22 protein-coding genes are annotated in these 22,744 nt (G+C 37.6%); 9 read left to right on the top strand and 13 right to left on the bottom strand.

Going from position 1 to position 22,744, the window contains the following annotated elements; translation table 11 throughout:
- Position 1 precedes the first annotated feature (1 nt).
- Entirely contained in the window at positions 2 to 1,594 is a 1,593-nt protein-coding gene (gene dptF / locus ACLKMH_RS12930; protein WP_413698546.1) for a DNA phosphorothioation-dependent restriction protein DptF, read from the bottom strand.
- Between the two features lie 484 nt (positions 1,595 to 2,078).
- Here dptF and ACLKMH_RS12925 point away from each other — a divergent pair, with 484 nt between their 5' ends.
- From ACLKMH_RS12925 to ACLKMH_RS12915, 3 genes are all read left to right on the top strand, one after another.
- Positions 2,079 to 2,357, top strand: a complete 279-nt coding sequence (locus ACLKMH_RS12925) for an addiction module antidote protein (RefSeq protein ID WP_413698545.1) — start codon at positions 2,079 to 2,081, stop codon at positions 2,355 to 2,357.
- 264 nt (positions 2,358 to 2,621) lie between these two features.
- Positions 2,622 to 3,014, top strand: a complete 393-nt coding sequence (locus ACLKMH_RS12920) for an alpha/beta hydrolase (protein WP_413698544.1) — start codon at positions 2,622 to 2,624, stop codon at positions 3,012 to 3,014.
- Between the two features lie 25 nt (positions 3,015 to 3,039).
- A complete protein-coding gene (locus ACLKMH_RS12915; RefSeq protein ID WP_413698543.1) occupies positions 3,040 to 3,282 on the top strand; it encodes an alpha/beta hydrolase in 243 nt (80 codons plus the stop codon).
- 625 nt (positions 3,283 to 3,907) lie between these two features.
- Here ACLKMH_RS12915 and ACLKMH_RS12910 read toward each other — a convergent pair.
- The 10 genes from ACLKMH_RS12910 to ACLKMH_RS12865 all read right to left on the bottom strand — a co-directional run bounded on the left by ACLKMH_RS12910 (position 3,908) and on the right by ACLKMH_RS12865 (position 13,789).
- Positions 3,908 to 5,227, bottom strand: coding sequence for a type II toxin-antitoxin system HipA family toxin (locus ACLKMH_RS12910; RefSeq protein ID WP_413698542.1), 1,320 nt, complete (start codon positions 5,225 to 5,227; stop codon positions 3,908 to 3,910).
- A complete protein-coding gene (locus ACLKMH_RS12905; protein WP_413698541.1) occupies positions 5,221 to 5,568 on the bottom strand; it encodes a helix-turn-helix domain-containing protein in 348 nt (115 codons plus the stop codon). The genes ACLKMH_RS12910 and ACLKMH_RS12905 overlap by 7 nt, the downstream gene beginning before the upstream one ends.
- Before the next feature lie 979 nt (positions 5,569 to 6,547).
- On the bottom strand, positions 6,548 to 7,531 hold the full coding sequence (locus ACLKMH_RS12900; RefSeq protein WP_413698540.1) for a Gfo/Idh/MocA family protein: 984 nt from the start codon (positions 7,529 to 7,531) through the stop codon (positions 6,548 to 6,550).
- A gap of 350 nt (positions 7,532 to 7,881) precedes the next feature.
- On the bottom strand, positions 7,882 to 8,601 hold the full coding sequence (locus ACLKMH_RS12895) for a substrate-binding domain-containing protein (RefSeq protein ID WP_413698539.1): 720 nt from the start codon (positions 8,599 to 8,601) through the stop codon (positions 7,882 to 7,884).
- On the bottom strand, positions 8,601 to 8,858 hold the full coding sequence (locus ACLKMH_RS12890; RefSeq protein ID WP_413698538.1) for a hypothetical protein: 258 nt from the start codon (positions 8,856 to 8,858) through the stop codon (positions 8,601 to 8,603). The genes ACLKMH_RS12895 and ACLKMH_RS12890 overlap by 1 nt, the downstream gene beginning before the upstream one ends.
- Positions 8,859 to 8,989: 131 nt before the next feature.
- Entirely contained in the window at positions 8,990 to 9,610 is a 621-nt protein-coding gene (locus tag ACLKMH_RS12885; protein WP_413698537.1) for an ABC transporter permease, read from the bottom strand.
- Complete coding sequence (locus ACLKMH_RS12880; protein ID WP_413698536.1) at positions 9,513 to 10,037, bottom strand: ABC transporter permease; 525 nt, start codon at positions 10,035 to 10,037, stop codon at positions 9,513 to 9,515. Before ACLKMH_RS12880 ends, ACLKMH_RS12885 begins: the two co-directional genes overlap by 98 nt.
- A 30-nt stretch (positions 10,038 to 10,067) precedes the next feature.
- Positions 10,068 to 11,561, bottom strand: a complete 1,494-nt coding sequence (locus ACLKMH_RS12875) for a sugar ABC transporter ATP-binding protein (RefSeq protein ID WP_413698535.1) — start codon at positions 11,559 to 11,561, stop codon at positions 10,068 to 10,070.
- Positions 11,558 to 12,715: a Gfo/Idh/MocA family protein gene (locus ACLKMH_RS12870; RefSeq protein WP_413698534.1), complete on the bottom strand. Its 1,158-nt coding sequence runs from the start codon at positions 12,713 to 12,715 to the stop codon at positions 11,558 to 11,560. Before ACLKMH_RS12870 ends, ACLKMH_RS12875 begins: the two co-directional genes overlap by 4 nt.
- Positions 12,716 to 12,733: 18 nt before the next feature.
- Complete coding sequence (locus tag ACLKMH_RS12865; protein ID WP_413698533.1) at positions 12,734 to 13,789, bottom strand: sugar phosphate isomerase/epimerase family protein; 1,056 nt, start codon at positions 13,787 to 13,789, stop codon at positions 12,734 to 12,736.
- A gap of 286 nt (positions 13,790 to 14,075) precedes the next feature.
- Here ACLKMH_RS12865 and ACLKMH_RS12860 point away from each other — a divergent pair, with 286 nt between their 5' ends.
- From ACLKMH_RS12860 to ACLKMH_RS12835, 6 genes are all read left to right on the top strand, one after another.
- Positions 14,076 to 14,189 carry a LacI family DNA-binding transcriptional regulator gene (locus tag ACLKMH_RS12860; RefSeq protein ID WP_413698532.1) on the top strand — a complete coding sequence of 38 codons (114 nt, stop codon included), beginning with the start codon at positions 14,076 to 14,078 and terminating at the stop codon, positions 14,187 to 14,189.
- Positions 14,159 to 14,848, top strand: a complete 690-nt coding sequence (locus tag ACLKMH_RS12855) for a substrate-binding domain-containing protein (RefSeq protein ID WP_413702340.1) — start codon at positions 14,159 to 14,161, stop codon at positions 14,846 to 14,848. Before ACLKMH_RS12860 ends, ACLKMH_RS12855 begins: the two co-directional genes overlap by 31 nt.
- Positions 14,823 to 15,071: a substrate-binding domain-containing protein gene (locus ACLKMH_RS12850; RefSeq protein ID WP_413698531.1), complete on the top strand. Its 249-nt coding sequence runs from the start codon at positions 14,823 to 14,825 to the stop codon at positions 15,069 to 15,071. Before ACLKMH_RS12855 ends, ACLKMH_RS12850 begins: the two co-directional genes overlap by 26 nt.
- 356 nt (positions 15,072 to 15,427) lie before the next feature.
- Positions 15,428 to 16,420, top strand: a complete 993-nt coding sequence (gene xylF / locus ACLKMH_RS12845; protein ID WP_413698530.1) for a D-xylose ABC transporter substrate-binding protein — start codon at positions 15,428 to 15,430, stop codon at positions 16,418 to 16,420.
- Positions 16,421 to 16,478: 58 nt separating this feature from the next.
- On the top strand, positions 16,479 to 18,005 hold the full coding sequence (locus tag ACLKMH_RS12840; protein ID WP_413698529.1) for a xylose ABC transporter ATP-binding protein: 1,527 nt from the start codon (positions 16,479 to 16,481) through the stop codon (positions 18,003 to 18,005).
- A complete protein-coding gene (locus ACLKMH_RS12835; RefSeq protein ID WP_413698528.1) occupies positions 18,002 to 19,216 on the top strand; it encodes a sugar ABC transporter permease in 1,215 nt (404 codons plus the stop codon). Before ACLKMH_RS12840 ends, ACLKMH_RS12835 begins: the two co-directional genes overlap by 4 nt.
- Before the next feature lie 699 nt (positions 19,217 to 19,915).
- Here ACLKMH_RS12835 and xylA read toward each other — a convergent pair.
- Together xylA and ACLKMH_RS12825 are read right to left on the bottom strand one after the other, a co-directional pair.
- On the bottom strand, positions 19,916 to 21,235 hold the full coding sequence (gene xylA, locus ACLKMH_RS12830; RefSeq protein ID WP_413698527.1) for a xylose isomerase: 1,320 nt from the start codon (positions 21,233 to 21,235) through the stop codon (positions 19,916 to 19,918).
- Positions 21,236 to 21,475: 240 nt separating this feature from the next.
- Positions 21,476 to 22,681, bottom strand: coding sequence for a XylR family transcriptional regulator (locus tag ACLKMH_RS12825; RefSeq protein ID WP_413698526.1), 1,206 nt, complete (start codon positions 22,679 to 22,681; stop codon positions 21,476 to 21,478).
- Between the last annotated feature and the right edge of the window lie 63 nt (positions 22,682 to 22,744).

Below are 22,744 nucleotides of genomic sequence, written 5' to 3'. Positions count from 1 at the left end.
CCTATACCCCAACCGTATATCTACGTCTATTTTTACTAACAGATATAGTTTTATTATTGCTTATCAATCTCATTGATTCGGTTTTTATAGTTCGGTTTACAATATGTGAAATAAGCTCATCAAATTTAGCAATAGTCTCTAAATTTTGACGGTTAGGCCTAAAACCATTCGAGATATAAACAGCTTGAATCATAGTTTTAAGATCAATATTAAATATATAAGCAGGTTCATCATTTATTATTAGCGGAATAGGGATTTTGTCGATTGATGTTAATTGATGTCTTCCTATCCAATCTAAGTCGGCTTGGATACTCACCTTGTTACAGATTGAATAATCATTTAGCCTTCTACTAACGATATAACCATCAGCCTTTGAAGGTAAAAGCCTATTAGAGTACTCCAATGCAGAATTAACTATTAACTCTTCTACAATATTTAGACATAAATCTTCGTCTTCACTAGTTAATTCATCTTTTTGAAATATACGGATTAAATTAAGGTAATTTATGAGTGATTCTTGTAAATATGATTCTTTTGAGAAATCAGCTAATAATGATTTTAGTTTTTCATTTTCTAAGAGATATGCGACTCGGACAATCCCTTGAGGAGTTAATGTGAAGTTAATCAAAGTTGCAAGAGTATTAATATCATCTTGCACTTCAGCCGATAAAGTGTGAGTAGTATATTCAAGGTAAAAAATGTCTAGCGCTTGACTGCGTATATTTATAGGGTCTACTTTAGTAAAGCACCGACTAAATTCATTATCAAATTTAGTAAAAACATTCCCAATAATGCCATCTTGATTTTTTATTGTTAATATTTGATAGATAAAATCTACAAAAATTCTAGGTATAAGGAATTGCTCTTCCATTAGTCTCGCTAGTCCAAATAATTCAATCAACTTATTTTGAAATGAAGGTAATGATAAAACTTCGAAGTTTTTTGCCAAGTAAGAACTAGCTTTATTTTCTAATTGGTAATATTTAAAAAAGGGATTATTTACTGTTTTGTCAGTCAGTTTTACTAAAAAATTAGAGATAAAATCGGAGGTGATTTTGGAATATGCGAAACTCAATCTTGGGTAACATTCGAAATCATAAAAAATAGTAGTTTTAGTTTCAAAACCTTTTATATGTCTATTTTCAAAGTATTCTTCAAAAGATTCTTTGATATCATTATGGCGCTCATTTCCTTGTTTAATGAACTTTTGTAGCATACCTATGTTTATGCCGATCGCTAAAGGTTTATTGCTTAACTTGAATTCGTCAAACTTTTCATCTAAACAATCTATCGCTGATTTATGTTGGCTATTACTGTGAGTAGCATCTAAATGAAAATCAATCGAATTATTAAACCTTTTATATAACTTTGTTAATATTTCAGATTTCCCATCTCCAGAACTGCCACATAGGCAAATAATACTATTAGGTAGGGCATTCTCAAGAGCAGTTTCAAATTCGATTTGAATATCAGGAATAATATATAAATAATCTTTAAGTGCCTGTAATTCATCTACTGTATTTCCAATGCGCAAAGTCGATACAGAATATTTTGAAGATCTTGATAAGACTCCAAGAGCATCATATAAATTCAATTTGAACTCCAGTAATTAATTCTTCATACACAGTATTACATTCTGCGTATAAGTATGGATTAAACATCAAACTAAGGGTGGTTCGAAAGTCAATCAAATGATTTTTTTCTATAGGCTTAATTTGTAGTTATTTAGGTTTAAGTGATTTTATCGATGTTAACAGATTGAAACAATAAAGATATCTAAGAAATGAACTTTGTTATACACCAATCAAAATTGACTGAAATTTAAATAGTTAATCCAATTCTCTTTACAAATCCTTACTACCCCTGCTTTATTAATTTAATTATTCAAAATCACAAACAATGCAATTAAGAAAACATCTGAAACTATTAGTTTAAGATTCTGTACATATCGTATCCTACAAGCTACATTTTATGGGATAAAAAATTTCCTTGTAGAACACCTACCTTTGATAAGTGGCTATCCGAAATGAAAGATATTGAAAAAGCTCATGAACTACTAATTGAGCTGGAGAGTTAATATGACAAATAAAACAAGCCCATTTAATCCTTTTGATTACATGGATACCCAAGATGAGATTAATGATTTTTTACGTGAATGTTTAGAAGATGATGATCCAAATGTTTTTGTTTCTGCATTGGGCCACTTAGTTAAAAGTCATGGTGTTGCTGATGTAGCAGAGGTCACAGGTCTAAGTCGTGAAAGTTTATATAAAACTTTCAACGGAAAGACTCAACCTAAATGGAGTACCATATTTAAAGTGACCAATGCCATAGGACTTCATTTAGCAGTCGCTTAATTATAAAGTTACAAATCACAGTAATATAACAAGCGACTGTTAGATATTCCTTTTTTCATTTCCACCTATCACTTTTCACTTGTAAAATCTTACCTAAAATAGTGGTAATGAATAAATTGGCCTACACGTTTTACTTGTAAATTTTCTTCTAGATTACCATTCTCTATTACTTTAATTATTCAAAATCACAAACAATGCTATGATTGATTTTCCTGCATCTTTTTCGTTTATTTAACACGGATAGACTTTACTGAGAATTTACTTATGAGTTATTTGCCATGCGTTGAGGTTGAGCCAGCGACTGAGGCGAGATCGTCGGTTATTTGGTTACATGGTTTAGGGGCGAATGGCCATGACTTTGAATCGATGGCTACAGAGTTAAAGTTGCCAAATGCTTTAGCAACACGTTTTATTTTTCCGCACTCCCCTTCTATTCCGGTAACGGTCAATTGTGGCAAGGTAATGCCTGCTTGGTATGATATTTTGGAAATGAGCTTTGAGCGTAAAATAAACTTAGAACATTTAAACAGTTCTTCTGATGCTGTGCATGCGTTAATCGACCGAGAAGTTGAACGTGGTGTTACACCAAATCGTATTGTTTTGGCGGGGTTCTCTCAAGGTGGTGCAGTGGCTTATCAAGCAGCCTTTAACTTATAACAAACCATTAGCGGGTTTATTGGCTATGTCGACTTACTATGCCACTAAAAATGTTATTGATATGACGGAAGCTAATCAGCAACTCAATATTAGTATTATGCACGGTAGTATGGATTCTGTTGTCCCCGCCCGTTTAGGTGAACAAGCTTTACAAACCTTAACAAGCATGGGACTTAATCCAAGCTTTAATCTTTATCCGATGCAACATACTGTTTGTATGGCACAGGTTAAGGATATTTCGGATTGGTTGAAACTGCGGTTAGGATGAACCAGCTGTTAGCGGTCAGCTGTCAGCGATCAGTTAAGGTCAAAAAATAAAAAAGCGACGATGAATTTCGTGGCTCGAAGCTAGTAACTGGAACTGTCAGTTTAATGTTGCCTGCTATATTTTAAGCTCATATTCGTCATCTTCTCATTCTAATCATAATGACGTTATTTTTGATTAGAATAAAGGAAACATTCTCATCATCCGTGTATTCTAATCAATAAGTGCACTTTTTTGATTAGAATAACTTCTCTATTCTCATCATTTTTATATTTACAATAAATTTTTAAAAGCGAAAGACTTAAAAACTAGCTATTAGCTTTCGGCTGTCAGCGATTCAGTTAAGGCCAAAAGACAAAAGAAGCTTTGAGTGGCGAACCTCGAGCTACGAAAAGTGAAAACCAGCCGTTAAATCTAGTTCCTACGGTCCTCCGTGGGAATTCATACTTTTTATTTGTTATTCTAGGGTACGCATTGTTTCTATGCATTTCCACGCGGAGCATGGGAACGAGGGTAAACAAGCTTCGTGTGGTGAGTCTTGAGCTGCGAAAAGCGAAAACACTTAAAAACAAGCTTGGCTCAAAGCTACCAACCTCGTAGCTCAAATCTCGTAATTCGACGCTCTCTCCTAGATTTTCAATCTTAGATTTTGGTTTATTTCTGTTATGAGTGATTTTGGGACGTTGTGTTCTTTTGCTAGGTGTTGCCAGTTTGAAACTGCTTCTATAGTTTCGTCTAGTATTGCGTTTATTTTTCGTTTGTTGAATATGGGGCTGAGTTTTTCGAAGCTGTAAAAATCTTCTCGGGTGAAGTTATCTTGTTTACCGTTTAGGGTCATCCAGTGTTTGCTTACCCAATGGCTATCAGGTTTATAACTGTAGGCTAAATCGTATGCGGGTGCGAGTTGCCAATTGTTGTTAATGTCGAGCATAAAGGCAAAGTTTTTGGCGTGATCGTCATGATTTCGTGACACCACATTAAATACCATGCGTTTAAATAACTGCATTGCTTCTTCTGGGCTTAGATTGAGTTTTCTTGCTGTGCCAAACAGTTCTGCATATGAATAAGAGCCGATTTGTTTATAACTTACATGCTCTAGGGCATTAAGTGTTTGCACGTGTCTTTTTTCATTTCCAACTCGATCAAAACGGCGCGTGACAAAGTGTCTGCGATCACCTTCATCTAATAGATGACAGGGCATCATATCTATGCCACATTGCTTGGCGAGTAAATGATAAACATATTCCATTGCGCCATAACCTAAAGGATCACCAAAGGTTTCTTGGTTTTTGTTATGTTCGCTGACGCCATCAAATTTCATTAGGTAGTGAGTAAAATCTTTTGGTGTGTCGGTTTGTCCTGAGCGTACTTGTGTAAAGTTTTTATTGAAGGCTAATACAGCTTTGGGTCTTGCTCCACCAGCACTCATACCAACAGAAAGTAATGACATCATTGAGTCGATATCTTCTTTTCTGGTTTCACTTAGATTGATTTTAAATTGTTCTCGTTTGTTTAATACATCCTGCGCGATGGCAACTAATGATTCGATCTGTATTGGCTGTGAGGCGTTGAGTTGTTTACGCTGATAAGCTGGCGTGTAAGTTAATGCGCCCATGCCACGTTTGCCAGTATATTGTAACCTTTGTAATGGCGTGATATCACTGGATGATTTACCCTGACTGGCCACCCAAGCATTCATCACTGCGTTACCAAAATCATCGGGAAGTGAATCTGCGATTAAACCAGGCAAACCTTTAAAAGTGGCGGAGTCGATATTTGGAAAGGAATATATTTTTTTTGCCAAAGGCATTTTAATCGGTGATAACTCAATCCCCTTTTTTATAAACTGGGGAGCATACTCAAAATAACCAATGCGGGTTTGGGTATCATAACTTACAGCGCCAACTTCCTCTGTATTGAGTTGAACACTAACAACTTCAGTTACCATGAGGGAGTCCTTTTCTCTGAGATTTTATTACTATTATCTTTGCTATGGTTACCGGTTGCTCTTTGTCGTTCTTTACCTTGTAATTTAGCCAGCTGGATCGGCGATAATACTTGCCTTGGTATAAAGGAATTAAGTTGGTCAGTCATGTCGAGTGCAACTAAAATGGAAACGATCGATAGTAACGTTGATTTACCTTTCTCACTATTAGTGACTGCTTTTAAGGATATACCTGCTTTTTTAGCTAATTCCTCTTGGGTCAAATCGGCATTTAAGCGAGCAGTTCTTATCCTTTCGCCTAACTCTGCAACAATGGCATGAGGCGAACCTAAATAATCACTCATAACAACTCCTTAAAGGATTCTTATAGTAAAAAATACTCAATAAAACTCTTTTAAGGAGTATTACACAACAATAAAATTATAACAATATAGATATTAAACTATCTTTAAAGGAAGATTAAAGCCATAATACACACATAAAACACCCTAAAAGGGTCGTTATAGGTTAATTATAAAAACTTCAAATATTAACTCGCTTTTATAATAAAACCTTAACCTATGAATATTACATAACAAATACCCATCTGCTTTAGATTATTAACTTTAATCTAGTTCCCACGATCCCCCGTGGGAATTCATACTTATCTTACGGTACGCATTGTTTCTATGCATTTCTACGCGGAGAAAAGAAGCTTCGAGTGGCGAGTCTCAAGCTACGAAAAGCGAAAACCAGCCATCAGCTTTTAGCTTTTAGCTTTTAGCTTTTAGCTTTTAGCTTTTAGCTTTTAGCGATCAGCCAAAGTCAAAGTCAAAGTCAAAATCAAAATCAAAATCAAAAGACTAAAACAAACTAAACACTAATGACTAACCACTACATCTGGTTTCTACAGTACGCATTGTTTCTATACATTTCCACGCGGAGCATGGGAACGAGAACAAAATCTAGTTCCTACGGTCCCCGTAGGAATTCATACTTATCTTACGATATGCATTGTTTTTATGCATTTCCACGCGGAGCATGGGAACGAGAACAAAATCTAGTTCCTACGGTCCCCGTAGGAATTCATACTTATCTTACGATACGCATTGTTTTTATGCATTTCCACGCGGAGCATGGGAACGAGAACAAAATCTAGTTCCTACGGTCCCCGTAGGAATTCATACTTATCTTACGATACGCATTGTTTTTATGCATTTCCACGCGGAGCATGGGAACGAGGGAAAAACCAGCCATTAGCTTTTAACTGTCAGCGATCAGTCAAAATCAAAATCAAAAGACTAAAACAAACTAATGACTAACCACTAACCGACTAAATATTGATTATTCCATTGGGTATTTAAGTCCCCAATCGGCACGTAGTTTATCCATGATTTGCATGACGGCCATTGAATCTTCAAGCGACATAATCTCACTTTCTTTTTTATTTTCAGCAAGTAGTGACATAACTTCTTGTGCTTCATAACAGTAACCGTTTTGTGCATGAGGCAACTCAATCACTTCATCTTCTCTTTCATCAAAATAGCTAATACGTAGTTTCTGTGATTGCCAGAAGTCATGCACTGTGATGACTCCTTTCTCGCCATAAATAACCGCTTCATTTTTTGCAAAGGTCGTAATACCACAATATAAGTTAGCCATGACGCCATTGCCGTAATCTAAAATGATTGAGGCGCGTTCATCTACACCTGTTTCACCAAGATAAGCTGTGCTCAATATCTGTTTAGGTGTATTACCCAGTATCATTGTTGCGTAATTAACCGGATAAATACCGACATCTAATAATGCACCTCCCCCTAATTCAGGTTCATAGAGTCGTCGTATTTCTTTGCTTGCATTAAAAGCAAAATCAGCCGTTAATCTGGTTATTTCTCCAATGACTTTGTCAGCTAATAATTGACGAATTTTAACTGTGGCAGGTAAAAATCTTGTCCAAACTGCCTCCATGAAAAATACGTTATTTTGCTTCGCACATTCAATCATTTCGCTTAATTCTGATTCATTCATAGCGATAGGTTTTTCACATAAAACGGCTTTACCCGCTTCTAAGCACATCATGGCAAATTCTTTATGGAACGGATGAGGCGTGGCAATGTAAATAGCATCTAACTTATCGTCAGCGAGAAACGCTTGATAATCATCGTAATATTTTTCAGCATTATGTTTTTCGGCAAACGCTTGAGCTTTGTCGATGGAACGCCCGGCAACAGAATATAAACTGGCACCTTCTACTGCTGTTAAACCAATTGCAAACTGTTGCGCGATGCCACCCGGTGCGATGATTCCCCAATGGGTTGTTTTACTCATGATGATTTCCCTTAAAAGTTATTCGAAATAGTTATACCAATTCCACTAAATAAGTGTTCAATCTTACTGGTTAAAAAAGCTATTTTTGCGTTGGAAGTCTTGTAAAGGGTAAGCAACTTCCGCCTTAAACTAGCTCCTTTTTCCTGCGTAATATTTGATCATTAAATTAACGAAATTGGTATTAAAATGATGCGCTGATTGAGCTGTTTAATGATCACTTTTAATCGTCAAAAATAAAGCCTATCAGTGACGATAGGCTTTATAAATATTGAATTAAAACACTGTAAAAGCTTTTAATACAAAACGATATTATTTTTTAAATGATCGCTTTATGTTTTTAAGTTATAGGCTTAATAAGTCGCATCTGGTGTATAAAATGCGTCTACATTATTTTTATCAACCAACTCTGCGACTAGGATCACGCGAGATGGAGAAGTATGGTACATTTTTCCTATTTTCTCTTGTTTTAGACCCGACACTGCTAATGCAATACCAGAGGCAACCATACTTGGTGGATAAGTGATCGTTGCACGCACAACCGGATCGCCATCTTTAATCATTTTAAAGATATCTTTTGATCCCGCACCACCTAGCACTGTTTTAATTTCAGTTCGACCAGACTCTTTAATCGCTTGCAATACACCTTTCAACATATCATCATCTTGACACCAAACGGCATCGATTTTTTGATGTTTTTGTAAAAAGTTTTCCATCACGGCTAAGGCTTTTTGAGTCGACCAATCTGCTGTTTGGCTATCAAGTATTTTAATGCCTTTATGTTTTGCAATTTCTTCATTAAAAGCATCTACACGTTGTTTATTGATTGGAATTGGCATGCCTTCAATAACAACGATATTACCTTTTTCATTCATTTGCTCAGCTAACCAAACACCACCTTCACGGCCTAAACCTTCGTTATCCCCGGCAATGAAAACATGTTGACTGGCGTGTTCAAGTTCACGATCAATGACCACGGTATAAATACCACTTTCATAAGCTTCTTCAATAACGTTTTGTAAGGTTGCCGGATTATGAGGCAAAATTACCAAGGCATCTAATCCACGGATCATTAAGTCTTCAACATCGCCAACTTGTTTTGAACCCGAGCTAGCAGAGCAACCACGAAAAACTCAACATCGTCATCGCTTTTTTTGAAGTCATCAACTGCTTTTTCAGCCCACCAAAGTAAACCCGCAGTCCAACCATGATCAGCGGCAGGGACAGAAACGCCAACTTTATATTTTGCGGCGAATGCGCTGTGGCTCGCTATAATGCTAAATAAACAGGCGGTCATTACCAATTTACTCAATTTTTTAAATAAACTCATTTGTCATTCTCCTTGGTTTTAGTATTTTTGTAGCTAAAGAACTAAAAGGATGATCAGTTTGCGAGTGTTACTTTTCCTGTGCAAAGGTTGATCGTTTATTTAATTCTTTTGGCATTACTCTGTTTAAAAATTTATTGCGAACGTTTGTATTGCATTAACACTGCGATTAATATCACCAGTCCTTTTACTGCTCCTTGTAGATAAGGGGAGACACCCGATAGGTTTAGCATGTTATTGATCACCCCTAAAATAATGGCACCAATAACCGTTCCCCACAGTGTGCCTTTACCACCCGATAGTGCTGTACCACCAATCACCACAGTCGCTATCGCATCCAATTCATAAAATAATCCTGCGTCACCTGGACTCACCGAATTTAATCGAGAAGACAACATCACAGCGGATATCCCTACGGTGAAACCTAATATGACAAAACTTAAAAAATAGACTTTGGAAACATTAATGGCTGAATAAGTCGCAACTTTGGGGTTTGAACCCACCGCACAAACATGACGTCCAAAGGCGGTATGGCGCAGTAAGATATGTCCAATTAAGGCTAAAAATAGAAATACCCACACTGGCACTGGTAACCCAAGAAAATAACCGGTTCCCACTTCTGAATAAGCATTGTTTTGAGACACCATTTCTCCGGCATCACTGATGTATAAAGTTAAAGACCGGAAAATAGACATAGTGGCCAGTGTGGCGACAAAGGCGGTTATTTTCCCCTTTGTTGTTAACCAACCATTCACGGCACCAAAGAATGCTCCTAACGCCATGGCGAGCACTAATAGCAATCATTACCGCCATCCAGCCATCACCTAAATAATTGAGGAGCATAATGACTAACACGCCAATCAACGCCAGCATTGAACCAACGGAAAGGTCAATACCACCAGCGATAATTACAAAAGTCATGCCAAGTGCAATAATGCCGGTGTAAGAAACCTGCCTTAACACATTGGTTAAATTACGTGGAATTAAAAAGTGTTCGCTGGCAATGGCACTAAGAATTAATAAAATAATTAACGCAATTAAAGGTGCCATGGTGGTTAAGTTAAATTGTTGTTTCCATTTCGACAGATTTAAAGTCGCGATACCTTCGCCACTTATTGGTTTATTATTCATTTTATCCCCTGCGTCGCTTATTTTTTGTCCCGTCTGAATCGTTTCGTTCATAGTATGCTTTCCATTTCAAGTTTCTTTTCTTTAACGCCAGCGACGAAGAAACATAATTTTTTGTTCCTCAATATCAGCCCCAGATAACTGCCCTGCTATTTTTCCTTCTCGTATCACTAATACGCGATGGGCCAGTCCGATTAATTCTTCCATTTCAGATGAAATAATAATGACGGCTTTACCCTGCTCAGTAAGCGTATGAATAAAATGATAAATATCTTTTTTGGTATTGATATCTACACCACGGGTTGGTTCATCGAGAATAAGTATGTCTGGTTGGGTGTCCATCCATTTAGCAAGATAAACCTTTTGTTGATTACCTCCGCTGAGAAACTGTAATTCACTGTCTAAGGAAGGTGCTTTGATAGCAAACTGCTGACTATATTGCTCTGCGGTTTGACGAGTTTGCTTATGTTGAATAAATCCTTTTATGTATTTTTTTAAGGAAATTAAGCTGATGTTTTCAGGTAAGTTAAAATTCATGATCAAACCACTGCCCTGTCTATCTTCACTGAGATAAGCGAGCCCGTGGTCAACAGCATCTTTAACGGTATTGATGATCACTTCTTGATCAAATACTTTTATTTTGCCACTGCTTTTTTTACGAAGTCCCATGACAGCTTCCGCCATTTCGGTTCTTCCACTGCCGATTAAGCCAGCAAAACCTAATACTTCTCCTCGATGAACTTTAAACTCGATATTTTCAATTAAATTGTCAATATTAAGTTGCTCAACTTGCAGTGCGATATCCTTCGACACCTGAGAATGTTCTGGAAAAATTTGGTTGAGTTCACGACCAACCATTTTGCTTGCCATGTCCTCTTCATCGAGGTTTATTACTGGTTCGATAGAGACTAAATGACCATCTCGAAGGATCATTAAACGATCGCACAATAATTTAACTTCTTTTAATTTGTGCGAGATAAAAATAATGGTCACCCCCTGCGCTTTAAGTTTGGCAATCAACTCGAATAACACACCAACTTCTTGGTTAGTGAGCACTGTTGTAGGCTCATCCATGATTAAAATGCTTGCTTGATTGACTAATGCTTTCGCAATTTCGACCATTTGTTTTTCGGCAACACTTAATGTTTCAATCAATGAATCAGGATCAAGATGTGTTTCTAATTGATTAAGTAACGCTTGAGTACGTTGGCGCATGCTGTTTTTATCAAGTAAACGGCCCTTCTTGAGTTCTTGCCCCAAAAACACATTTTCAAAAACGTTTAAAGAGGAAACAAGATTAAACTCCTGCGGGATCATCGCTATCCCGTATTTTTTTGCATCGGAAGGTTTTTTTATGTTTATTTGTTTATTATCTAAATAAACATTGCCCGATGTTGCTTCATGCAAACCACTAATAATTTTTAATAACGTGGATTTGCCCGCCCCATTTTCACCCAGTAGCCCCAACACTTCCCCACGATGAATACTGACATTGATATTATGGAGAACCTGAACACCAGAGAAGGCTTTGTTAATATTCTCTAAACGTAGGATTTCTTCATTTACAATGTTATTCATGATAATGGCTCCACAGAAACCCACTTGCCATCTTGGGTTGAAGAATCAATCACGGCTTCGATAAAACGTAAACCTTGTACTCCATCTTTTGTGCCTGGTAATAGACTTGTTGATTGTAATTGTGTCGCACTCTCTCCGGTTAGATTGGCAGTAATTAAATCAGCGACTTCAAAATAAATATTGGCAAAACCTTCTAAATACCCTTCAGGATGGCCACCCGGTGTGCGTACTAAATCTGCAGAACCTTGATAAGCATTACCCGCACGAGTGATAATTTGAGTTGCTTCTCCTAATGGACTAAATAACAAATGATTAGGGTTCTCTTGTTCCCACTCGATACCAGCCTTTTCACCATAAATACGAATTCTTAAACCGTTTTCATTTCCCGGTGCGACCTGCGAAGCCCACAATAGACCTTTCACATTATCTTCGAAACGCAACATGGCATTGACGTTATCATCGAGTTTGCGTCCACTGACAAAGGTATTTAAATCCGCACTCACCTGCGCTAATTTTAATCCACTCATAAAGGAAGCAAGATGGAATGCGTGTGTTGCAATATCGCCTAAGCAACCACCTGGGCCATTGCGTTTAGGATCGCTTCGCCATTCAGCTTGTTTATTACCTTCTAATTCAGTGGCTGTTGATAACCAATCCTGAGCATATTCAACTTGAATTAAGCGTAATTTTCCGAGTTGGCCATCGCTGATCATTTGTTTTGCTTGACGAACCAGTGGGTAAGCACTGTAGTTATGGGTAAGAATAAATAAGCAACCGCTGTCCTTTGCAATCTGTTCTAAACTTAATGCTTCTTCTAAAGTACAAGTCATTGGTTTATCGCAGATAACACTTATTCCAGCGTGCAAGAAACTTTTTGCTACGGGGTAATGTAAAAAGTTCGGAGTGACAATGGCAACGGCATCAATACCATCGTTTAACTTGCCCTCTTGTTCCGCCATTTGCTGATAGGATGTATAAGCGCGATCTGAAGCGATACCTAATGCTTTTGCTGAACTAATCGCATCTTCAGGATGAGAACTTAAAGCACCAGCGACCAATTCAAAGCGATTATCCATTCTGGTCGCAATACGATGAACTCCACCAATAAAAGCACCTGGGCCACCGCCAACCATACCTAGTTTTAAACGTTTCATAATTTGCTCCTTACTTAGTTACTTCAGGCCTAAAATGCGTAAGTTACTTTCTTGATCTGGCTCTCCACCAGCAAAGTCATCGAATGCTTTATCAGTCACTTTAATAATTTTGTCGTTAACAAACGCAACCCCTTCCTGTGCGCCCACTTCTGGGTGTTTTAAACAACACTCCCATTCGATCACTGCCCAACCTGTAAAATCGTATTGTGCTAATTTTGAAAAAATAGCGGTGAAGTTAACTTGTCCATCACCTAATGAACGGAAACGACCAGCACGTTCTACCCAACTCTGAAAACCACCATAAACGCCCTGTTGTGCTGTTGGATTAAACTCAGCATCTTTGACATGGAACATACGAATTCGGTCGTGATATCTATCGATAAACGCTAGATAATCAAGTTGTTGTAAAACGAAATGGCTTGGATCGTATAAAATATTGGCTCTTGGATGTTGGTTGACGACCTCTAAAAACATTTCAAAGGTAATGCCATCATGTAAATCCTCTCCAGGGTGAAGCTCATAACAAACATCAACTCCTGCTTCATCGAAGGCATCTAAAATAGGTAACCAACGTTTCCCTAATTCTTGAAATCCAGTTTCAACCAAACCTTCAGGACGCTGTGGCCAGGGATACATAAAGGGCCATAAGAGTGATCCAGAAAAAGTCGCATGAGCAGTGAGTCCAAGGTTTTTTGAAGCTTTAGCGGCTAATAGTAATTGTTGAACCGCCCATTGCTGACGCGCTTCAGGGTCGCCATGTAAATGCGCTGGCGCAAAACCATCAAACACTTCATCGTAAGCAGGATGCACCGCAATCAATTGCCCTTGCACATGTGTTGAGAGTTCAGTAATAACCAGTTGGTGCTTGGCTAACAACTCAGTAATTTGTTGACAATAAGCGAGATCGTTTGTCGCTTTTTCAAGATCAAAAACGCGTTCATCCCATGTTGGAATTTGTAAGCCTTTATAGCCTAGGTTGCTTGCCCAAACGGCCATATTTTCTAAGCTGTTAAAGGGTGCTTCATCCGATGCAAATTGTGCTAAAAACAAAGCTGGACCTTGGATCGTTTGCATTATTTTTCTCCTTACACTTAATCACTTTAAATGTAATCGATTACATTTTATGTGCGATAAATGTAACGTAAAGATTTTATATTGTACAAAAAACAAACTTGATAATTTGACCTTAATCATTATTTTTAAACTTTAATATTAAATATCAACAACTTAATTTGTACTATTTTATTTTGGGTTATTTGAACAGCTTGCAGAGCATTACTTATGACGTTACAATTAATGTAATATTTCTTATTTTTTGTTGATGTTATATAATCCGTTCTCTTCCTATTTAAGGGCTTTTATGGCAAATATTAAAGATGTCGCAAAACTGGCTGGGGTCTCTACAGCAACGGTTTCTCGTGCAATGACACACCCTGAAAAAGTATCAGAGAAAATGAGAAAAAAGTTGAATTAGCAGTCGCTGAATCAGGCTTTTCTCCCAACTTTGTTGCACGAAATTTAAGACGAAGTGAATCTAAAACGGTAATAGTCATCATTCCAGATATTGCGAATCAGTTTTTTGCCGATATTGTTCGAGGCATTCAATTTGTTGCAAAGAAAAATGATTACAAAGTATTACTGGGGGACTCAGTGCATGCGGTACATCAAGCCAAAGCCTATATTGATTTAGTCAAAACCAAACAAGCCGATGGCATAATATCGTTAACCTCTGAATTACCTGCAGAAGTGAAAGAAGGTATCAATATTCCTATTGTGATGGCCTGTGAGTATTTTGACAACTTTCCGGTACCCACTGTGCGAGTTGATAATTATACAGCAACGAAAAATGCAGTCGATTATTTGTTGGATATTGGCCATAAACGTATTGCTTGCATTACAGGGCCAATGGATAACCCGATTTGCGTAGCACGAAAAAAAGGATATCGACAAAGTTTAAATCAGGCATTGATTGATGTTGATGAAACGGCAATTGATAGTGGCGATTTTAGTTTCCAATCTGGCTACAGTGCTTTTCACCGACTTTACCGTCAGTATAAAATGACCGCTTTGTTTTGTTTTAACGATATGATGGCATTAGGCGCAATGCGTGCGAGCATTCGAATTAGGGCTTAATGTGCCTGAAAAATTATCTATCATTGGTTTCGATGACTTACCCTTCGCGGAATATACCACCCCGCAATTAACCACCATTAGACAGCCACAACAAAAAATTGGTGAAACAGCGATGCAAACCATGTTATCTATTTTGTTCACCGGAAAAGCGCCACAGGATACTATTTTGCCAACTCAGCTGTTAGCCAGAAGTAGCACGGCCGCTTTTAATGAAAACCAATAATAATTTTACACACTAGTTCAAAAACATTTAGCCATCACTACTACTTGTTAACAATAAAAGCGGTAGTGATGGGCGAAATATAAAAATTTCCTTCAGACTAAAATCTCCCCATTCTATTTATTTTCTTCGCAAAAGCCTTAACTTTGTGATGCGTCTCTCAGCACTTTAAATGTCTTACAAATCGCATACATGCGTAGGATCACAATAAATTAAATAAACAAAAAATGACAAATGATAAATAAAATTCAAGAAAAGATTTTAACAATTGATCAGCATAGAGTTCAGTTATTCACACTAAACGTGGATCTAAACAACAAACATAAAACATTTATATAACATTATAAAAGGACAGGATAATGAACAAAATAATCACCCTCCTATGTGTAGTTTTAATGAGTATTAGTGCGCCAATTTTTGCTAAAACAGTAAAAATAGGCATGGTCATTGACGATCTTCGTTTAGAACGTTGGCAGAAAGACAGAGATATTTTTGTAGAAAAAGCTGAAAAATTAGGTGCAAAAATATACGTCCAATCTGCAAACGGAAATGAACAAACGCAAATATCACAAATTGAAAATATGATTTCTCGTGGTGTTGATGTGTTGGTTATTATTCCGACTAACGGTGAAGTACTTTCTAACGTTATCAAAGAAGCCAAAATTGATGGTATCAAGGTACTTGCTTACGATCGCTTGATCAACAATGCGGATCTTGACTTCTACCTCTCCTTCGATAATGAAAAAGTCGGTGAAATGCAGGCTAAATCAATGCTTTCTTCAAAACCATCTGGCCGTTATTTCTTAATGGGTGGTGCGCCAACGGATAACAATGCAAAACTTTTCCGCCAAGGACAAATGAACATTCTACAACCTAAAATTGACTCAGGAGATATCAGGGTTGTTGGTGATCAATGGGTAAATTCTTGGTTAGCAGAAAACGCATTAAAAATTATGGAAAATGCACTTACAGCAAATAATAACAATATTGATGTAGTTGTTGCTTCAAATGACTCAACCGCAGGCGGTGCAATTCAAGCACTAGAAGCACAGGGTTTAGCAGGTAAAGTATTTATTTCAGGACAAGACGCTGACTTAGTCGCAATACGTCGAATCATTGCTGGCACACAAACCATGACGGTATACAAACCAATTGTTGCACTTGCACAACGTGCGACAGAAATTGCGGTCACCTTAGGTAATGGCGATTCACCAAAACAAAACGCTAAACTAAATAACGGCATGAAAGATATCCCTTCATGGTTATTAGAACCTATCGCAGTTGATGCAACAAATATTAAAGAAACTATCGTTGCAGATGGCTTCCACTCTGAAGCAGAACTTTATAAATAAATAAGACGCACATAAACGCTAAGTGAAAGCTTAGCGTTTTTAATGAGGAGTAATTTATATGTATCCACTGCTAGAGATGCGAAATATCGTAAAGTGCTTTGGTTCAGTAAAAGCCTTAGATGGCGTTAGTATTCGATTAGAAAAAGGTGAAATTTTATCATTGTGTGGAGAAAATGGTTCCGGAAAATCAACCTTGATGAAAGTGCTTTGTGGCATTTACGCGCACGGTGAATATGAAGGCGAAATCATTTACAAAGGTAAAAAAATAGAACCGAAAAAAATAGCAGATACAGAGGATTTAGGTATCGCAATTATTCACCAAGAACTGACTTTAGTAAAAGAGCTAAGTATTCTTGAAAATCTTTTCCTTGGCTCAGAACTCTGTGACTACGGCATTATGGATTTCGAACTAATGCATTACGAAGCGAAAGCTTTATTAAGTAAAGTGAAACTATCAGTTTCACCGGAAACTAAAGTTGGAGATTTAGGCGTAGGCCAACAACAACTGGTGGAAATCGCAAAGGCAATGTCTAAAAATGCCAAGTTATTAGTGCTCGATGAACCCACTGCCCCACTCACTGAATCAGAAACAGACATTTTGCTGACCCTAGTAAAAGAGCTTCGAGACTCTGGTGTTAGTTGTATTTATATCTCTCATAAACTCAGTGAAGTAAAAGAGATTTCTGATCATATTTGTGTCATTCGAGATGGCGTACCTATTGGCACTCGAGAAGCAAAGAATATGACCACCGATGACATAGTGACCATGATGGTTGGTCGAGAAATGAAACAGCTCTTTCCTCGTGAAGAGCATGATATCGGAGAAGTGGTACTTGCGGTCAAAAACGTCAATGCCTGGGACAAATCCAACTCATCCATTCCTAAGGTAAGAAATGCCAGCTTTGAACTGCGAAAAGGCGAAATATTAGGTATTTCAGGGCTTGTTGGTGCTGGTCGCACTGAATTAATGGAGTGCTTATACGGATGTTATCAAGGTAAATATGAAGGCGAATTTTATTTAGATGGAAAACAACTTATTACTAAAAATAGTCGTGATGCCCTAGAAGCTGGTATCGCAATGGTGCCTGAAGACCGCAAACAAAATGGCATTGTCCCTGTTATGTCGGTTGGACAAAACATGTCTTTAGTCGCACTTGATCAATTCACTTCTGCCGGTGTACTAAACGATACCATTGAAGCTAATACAATTGCTGAAGGTGTTAAACGATTAACGGTGAAAACCCCGAACACAGAAATCGCAATCAGTAGTTTATCTGGTGGTAACCAACAAAAAGCGATTCTTGCGAGATTCTTAATGGTCAATCCGAGTATCTTAATTCTTGACGAACCCACGCGAGGAATCGACGTTGGCGCTAAATACGAAATTTATAAGTTGATGTTTAAACTGGTCAAAACCGGGCTCAGCATTATTATGGTTTCATCTGAGTTACCGGAGGTATTAGGTATTAGCGACCGAGTATTAGTGATGCATGAGGGGATAATTAAAGGCGACTTGGTCAACGAAAACTTATCACAGAAAATAATTATGGATTGTGCATTATCCGAAGAAGGAGTAGCGACATGATGGAAAAATCAACTGAATTAAAAAAACAGGAAAGTCCGATGGGTGCGATAAATAACCTCAAAACAACAGACAGCTTAAACTTAATGGATCGACTAAAAAACATTAATATCCAGATGTTAGTCATGGTTGCGACCATTATTTTCATCATGCTTTTCTTTAGCATTATGACGGAGTGGAGTTATTTAACACCGAGAAATATTTCTAATCTTTTTAGGCAAACAGCGATCACCGGCATTTTGGCAATAGGTATGGTTTTTGTCATCATTAGTGGTGAGATTGATCTTTCCGTTGGCTCACTGATGGGACTACTTGGTGGTGTTGTCGCCATATTAGACGTCTGGTTTGGTTTGCCATTACCATTGACGATTATCATCACATTAGTCGCCGGTGTTGTTTTAGGCGCATGGAATGGTTGGTGGATCGCTTATCGTAAAGTGCCCTCTTTTATTGTTACCTTAGCCGGATATTTAGCGTTTCGCGGTATTTTAATTGGTATAACAGATGGCACCACGGTTGCACCTATTTCAGATGCAATGGGTGTTATCGGCCAAAGTTACCTGCCTAACATGGTGAGCTTAGTAATAGGTGTTGGTTGTCTAGCCGCTTATTTTGGTTGGCAACAAAAACGCAATGGTATGCGTAAAAAATACGATTTAGCAGTGCCAAGTATGCAACGCTCAATGATGAAAAACTCGCTGATCGGTATCGCTGTTTTAACGGTTATCTTTTTACTTAACGACTACCGTGGTGTACCTACACCCGTTTTACTACTCACTTTTTTTGCATTAGTTGGCACATTTTTAGCCACTAAATCACGCTTTGGACGCCGTATCTATGCAATAGGTGGCAACATCGAAGCCAGCCGTTTATCTGGTATTAATGTTGAACGCACTAAGTTATCTGTATATGCGATGAATGGATTTTTAGTTGCAGTATCCGCTTTGATTCTCAGCTCTCGTTTAGGCGCTGGTTCTCCTTCTGCGGGTAATATTGCTGAACTTGATGCGATTGCGACCTGTGTTATCGGTGGCACTAGTATGTCTGGTGGTGTTGGTACTGTGATTGGCGCTGTTATTGGTGCCTTTATCATGGCCTCACTTGATAACGGAATGAGCATGATGGATGTCCCTACCTTCTGGCAATATATCGTCAAAGGCGGTGTTTTATTACTAGCAGTATGGATGGACAGTGCAAGTAAACAGAAGCGTTAATCAAAACGCTCAATAAAAAGTAAGTCACCTTTGCCCGAGGCCTCCACCCTCGGGCTTTTTGTATTTTACGGTTTAAGAAAGGTGAAAGGTGAAAGGTGAAAGGTGAAAGGTGAATTCAATATAACGGCTTAAATATATAAACCCAGATAATTAAAAAAGAATTAAACTTGATAATAACAAGCGATCTTATTCGTATTCGATAGGTATTATCCACACCCTCATTGACTTGGTTTGGTGATACTGAAGGTTATCTTTGCAGTAAATATACTCCCTCCTAGAAAGCCTTGTAACGTAATAATCTAACTTAATAAACTACCTTCCGCTGCTCCAAAAACTCATACCCAAAAATCTTATATTACTTTGCTTAATCAAATAGCCAGCATTTGTGAAGACAAAATTAAAGGTAAGATAAACACTGGAGTATTAACTTGAACATTAGTGAAATAGTTATTTATGTTACTCATAAACTGAGTGTGACAGCCAATTTAAAGGAACTGTGTGCAACAAGTGTGAGCAACATAGGAATGAGGTAATAAGCTTTGTTAACAACGAATATAAAGCGATAATCGAAGAGATTGGTTTGATAAGCGCTGACATTCAAGGTGTGAACTTCAGCAAATTGGAAATAAAAAAGCTTTTTCTCATCACAAGAAAAAGCTTAAATTTGATTTAAATGATTAAACGTTGGAAATGAGTCTTTTATTTAAAAATAAAACCATTTACTACATTCTCTAAGTATTCTTGAGAACCAGAAACAGGTTGAGGTTGAATATTGCTATCAACAGCTTGAGCGACTAAAGAAGCTAAAGATTGTTTTCCGCTTAAAATATCTTTACCCATTTTACCGTTCCAGCCGGCATAACGTTGTGCGATATTTTTACTAAGCACGTCATTTTCAATCATAGTTGAAGCACGTTCTAAGGATAATGCCATGGTGTCCATTCCACCGATATGGCCATGGAATAAGTCAGCACCATCAATTGATGGACGACGAACTCGTGCATCAAAGTTTAAACCACCCGTTGTAAAACCGCCTGATTTAAGGATTTCGTACATCACTAAGGTATTTTCTTCTACACTGTTAGGAAATTGGTCTGTATCCCAGCCTAATTGTGGGTCACCACGGTTAGCATCGACTGAGCCAAATATGCCTAATGATGTTGCTGTTGCTATTTCATGATGAAAACTATGACCTGCAAGTGTGGCATGATTCGCTTCAATATTAACTTTGATTTCGTTTTCTAAACCATATTGTTTTAAGAATCCGTAAACCGTTGCTGTATCGTAATCATACTGATGCTTGGTTGGCTCCTGTGGTTTTGGTTCGATAAGAATTGCACCTTTAAAACCAATTTTATGTTTATGTTCAACCACCATTTGCATCATACGACCAAGCTGTTCACGCTCTTGGCGTAGGTCTGTATTCAATAATGTTTCATACCCTTCTCTACCGCCCCATAAAACATAGTTCTCGCCACCAAGACGTTGTGTTGCCCCCATTGCATTAAAAATTTGCGTCGCGACATAGGCAAATACTTCAGGGTTTGGATTAGTAGCGGCACCGTTCATATAACGAGGGTTAGAGAAAGCATTTGCAGTTCCCCAAAGTAATTTGAGACCGGTTTCTTCTTGTTTACGTTCTAGGATATCAACCATTTCTGCAAAGTTATTTTGGTATTCTTTTAATGACTGACCTTCTGGAGCAACATCGGTATCGTGAAAACAATAATATGGCACACTTAATTTCTTGAAAAATTCAAAGGCGACATCCGCTTTCATTTTTGCGACTTCCATGGCATCTGTAGGTTTATGCCATGCTCTGTCAAAGGTACCAGCACCAAAAACATCCGAACCAGGCCAACAAAAGTTATGCCAGTAACAAGAAGCAAAACGTAGGTGCTCTTTCATTGATTTACCAAGGATGATGCGTTCAGCATCGTAATGTCTAAATGCGAGAGGATTTGCTGAGCCAGTGCCTTCAAATTCGATAGGTGCTACATTTTTGAAATATTCAGTCATAATGATGATTCCATTGTTTGTTTAAAGGTTTGTTTAAAGATAAGTAATATTTTGAAACTAGGTTATCTTTTTCCTTTTCAGCAAATCATTCAATTATGAAATTTAGTAGCAGGATTCATTGATTTAGCTAATGTGCGATGCTTCACGTTTATTTTATGGTTTTTTTCTGTTTTTACCTTTTAAATTGGGACCTTCGTTGCATTAAGTGACTCACCGACTTAATGCAACGTAATGAGATATTTAAGCTAATAAATTTCTGACTCTAAATTCTTTAGGTGTCATTTTCATATCCTTTTTAAATACCGTATACATATATTGTAGTGATGGATATCCACATAAATCAGGAATTTCTGCTATTGAAATAGTCGTAGAAATGAGTAATTGGCAAGCGCGTTTAAGTTTAGCATTGTGAATTTCTTGGTGTACAGAGTGGCCACGTTCATCTTTAAAGCGTGACTCTAAATTAGATCGTGAAATCCTTAAATAATCTAATACCTGATCAACTTTAATACCGTTATAAGCATTGTTTCGAATATAATGCATGGCACGAATAACATGCGGATCTTTGACCGCTTGGAAGTCACTGCTTTGTCGTTCAAACACTTCTGAAGCAGGCACTATAATACGTGGTAGGCTTTCATCTTCTGCTAAGGGTTGCGGTTCTTTATCTAATTTTAATAAATGTTGATGAAGCATTTTGGCAGTGACGATAACCCATTGACTTACACCCTGACCAACTGAGCTCAAGGAAACACGAGTTAAATATCGAGTCAGTTCCTCATTATCAATGCCGATGATTGCAACCTGCTCTGGTACCATTAATTTGAGGTGATCACATACCTGTAATAAATGTCGGGCACGTGCATCTGTAACTGAAATAATACCAACAGGTGTTGGTAAACGTTGTAACCAGTCAGCCAAACGATTCATATCATATTGCCAGGTTTCAGCCGTGGTGATATTTCCGCTATAAATTGAATTCTGATATTGCTCTCGTTCAAGAATATTTATAAAGGCTTTTTCACGCTCTTGAGCCCAACGCATTGATGGGTTTTCAGGTAAACCATAAAAAGCAAAGTTCTCTAACCCTTTATCTCTTAGATGATTAAACGCCATTTCAACGAGATTAACATTGTCGGTTGCAATATAAGGTAGCTTGGGATAGTCCACTTCTTTTTCATAGGAACCACCAATTCCGATAACTGGAATATCTAAATCAGATAATAAAGATTCTATTTCAGGATCATCTAAATCAGCAATAATGCCGTCACCATCCCAATGTTCAATATTAGCTAAATGTGTGCAAAAGTCCTCTTCAAAAAATATGTCCCAGTCACACTGAGTTGCTTGTAAATACTCTCCAATACCTTTTATTACCTGACGATCATAGGCTTTATTTGCATTAAATAAGAGTGTAATACGGTAATTTTTTTCATGGAATAACACCTTTGCTTATATGAAATGACAATGTTAACAATTGAATATGACGATTGAGTACAACACTTTATG

The sequence above is a fragment of the Psychromonas sp. KJ10-10 genome, from assembly GCF_047323245.1.
Taxonomy (GTDB): domain Bacteria; phylum Pseudomonadota; class Gammaproteobacteria; order Enterobacterales; family Psychromonadaceae; genus Psychromonas.
The sequence above is the reverse complement of the archived record's forward strand: the minus strand, read 5'-3'. Positions and strand labels throughout refer to the sequence as shown.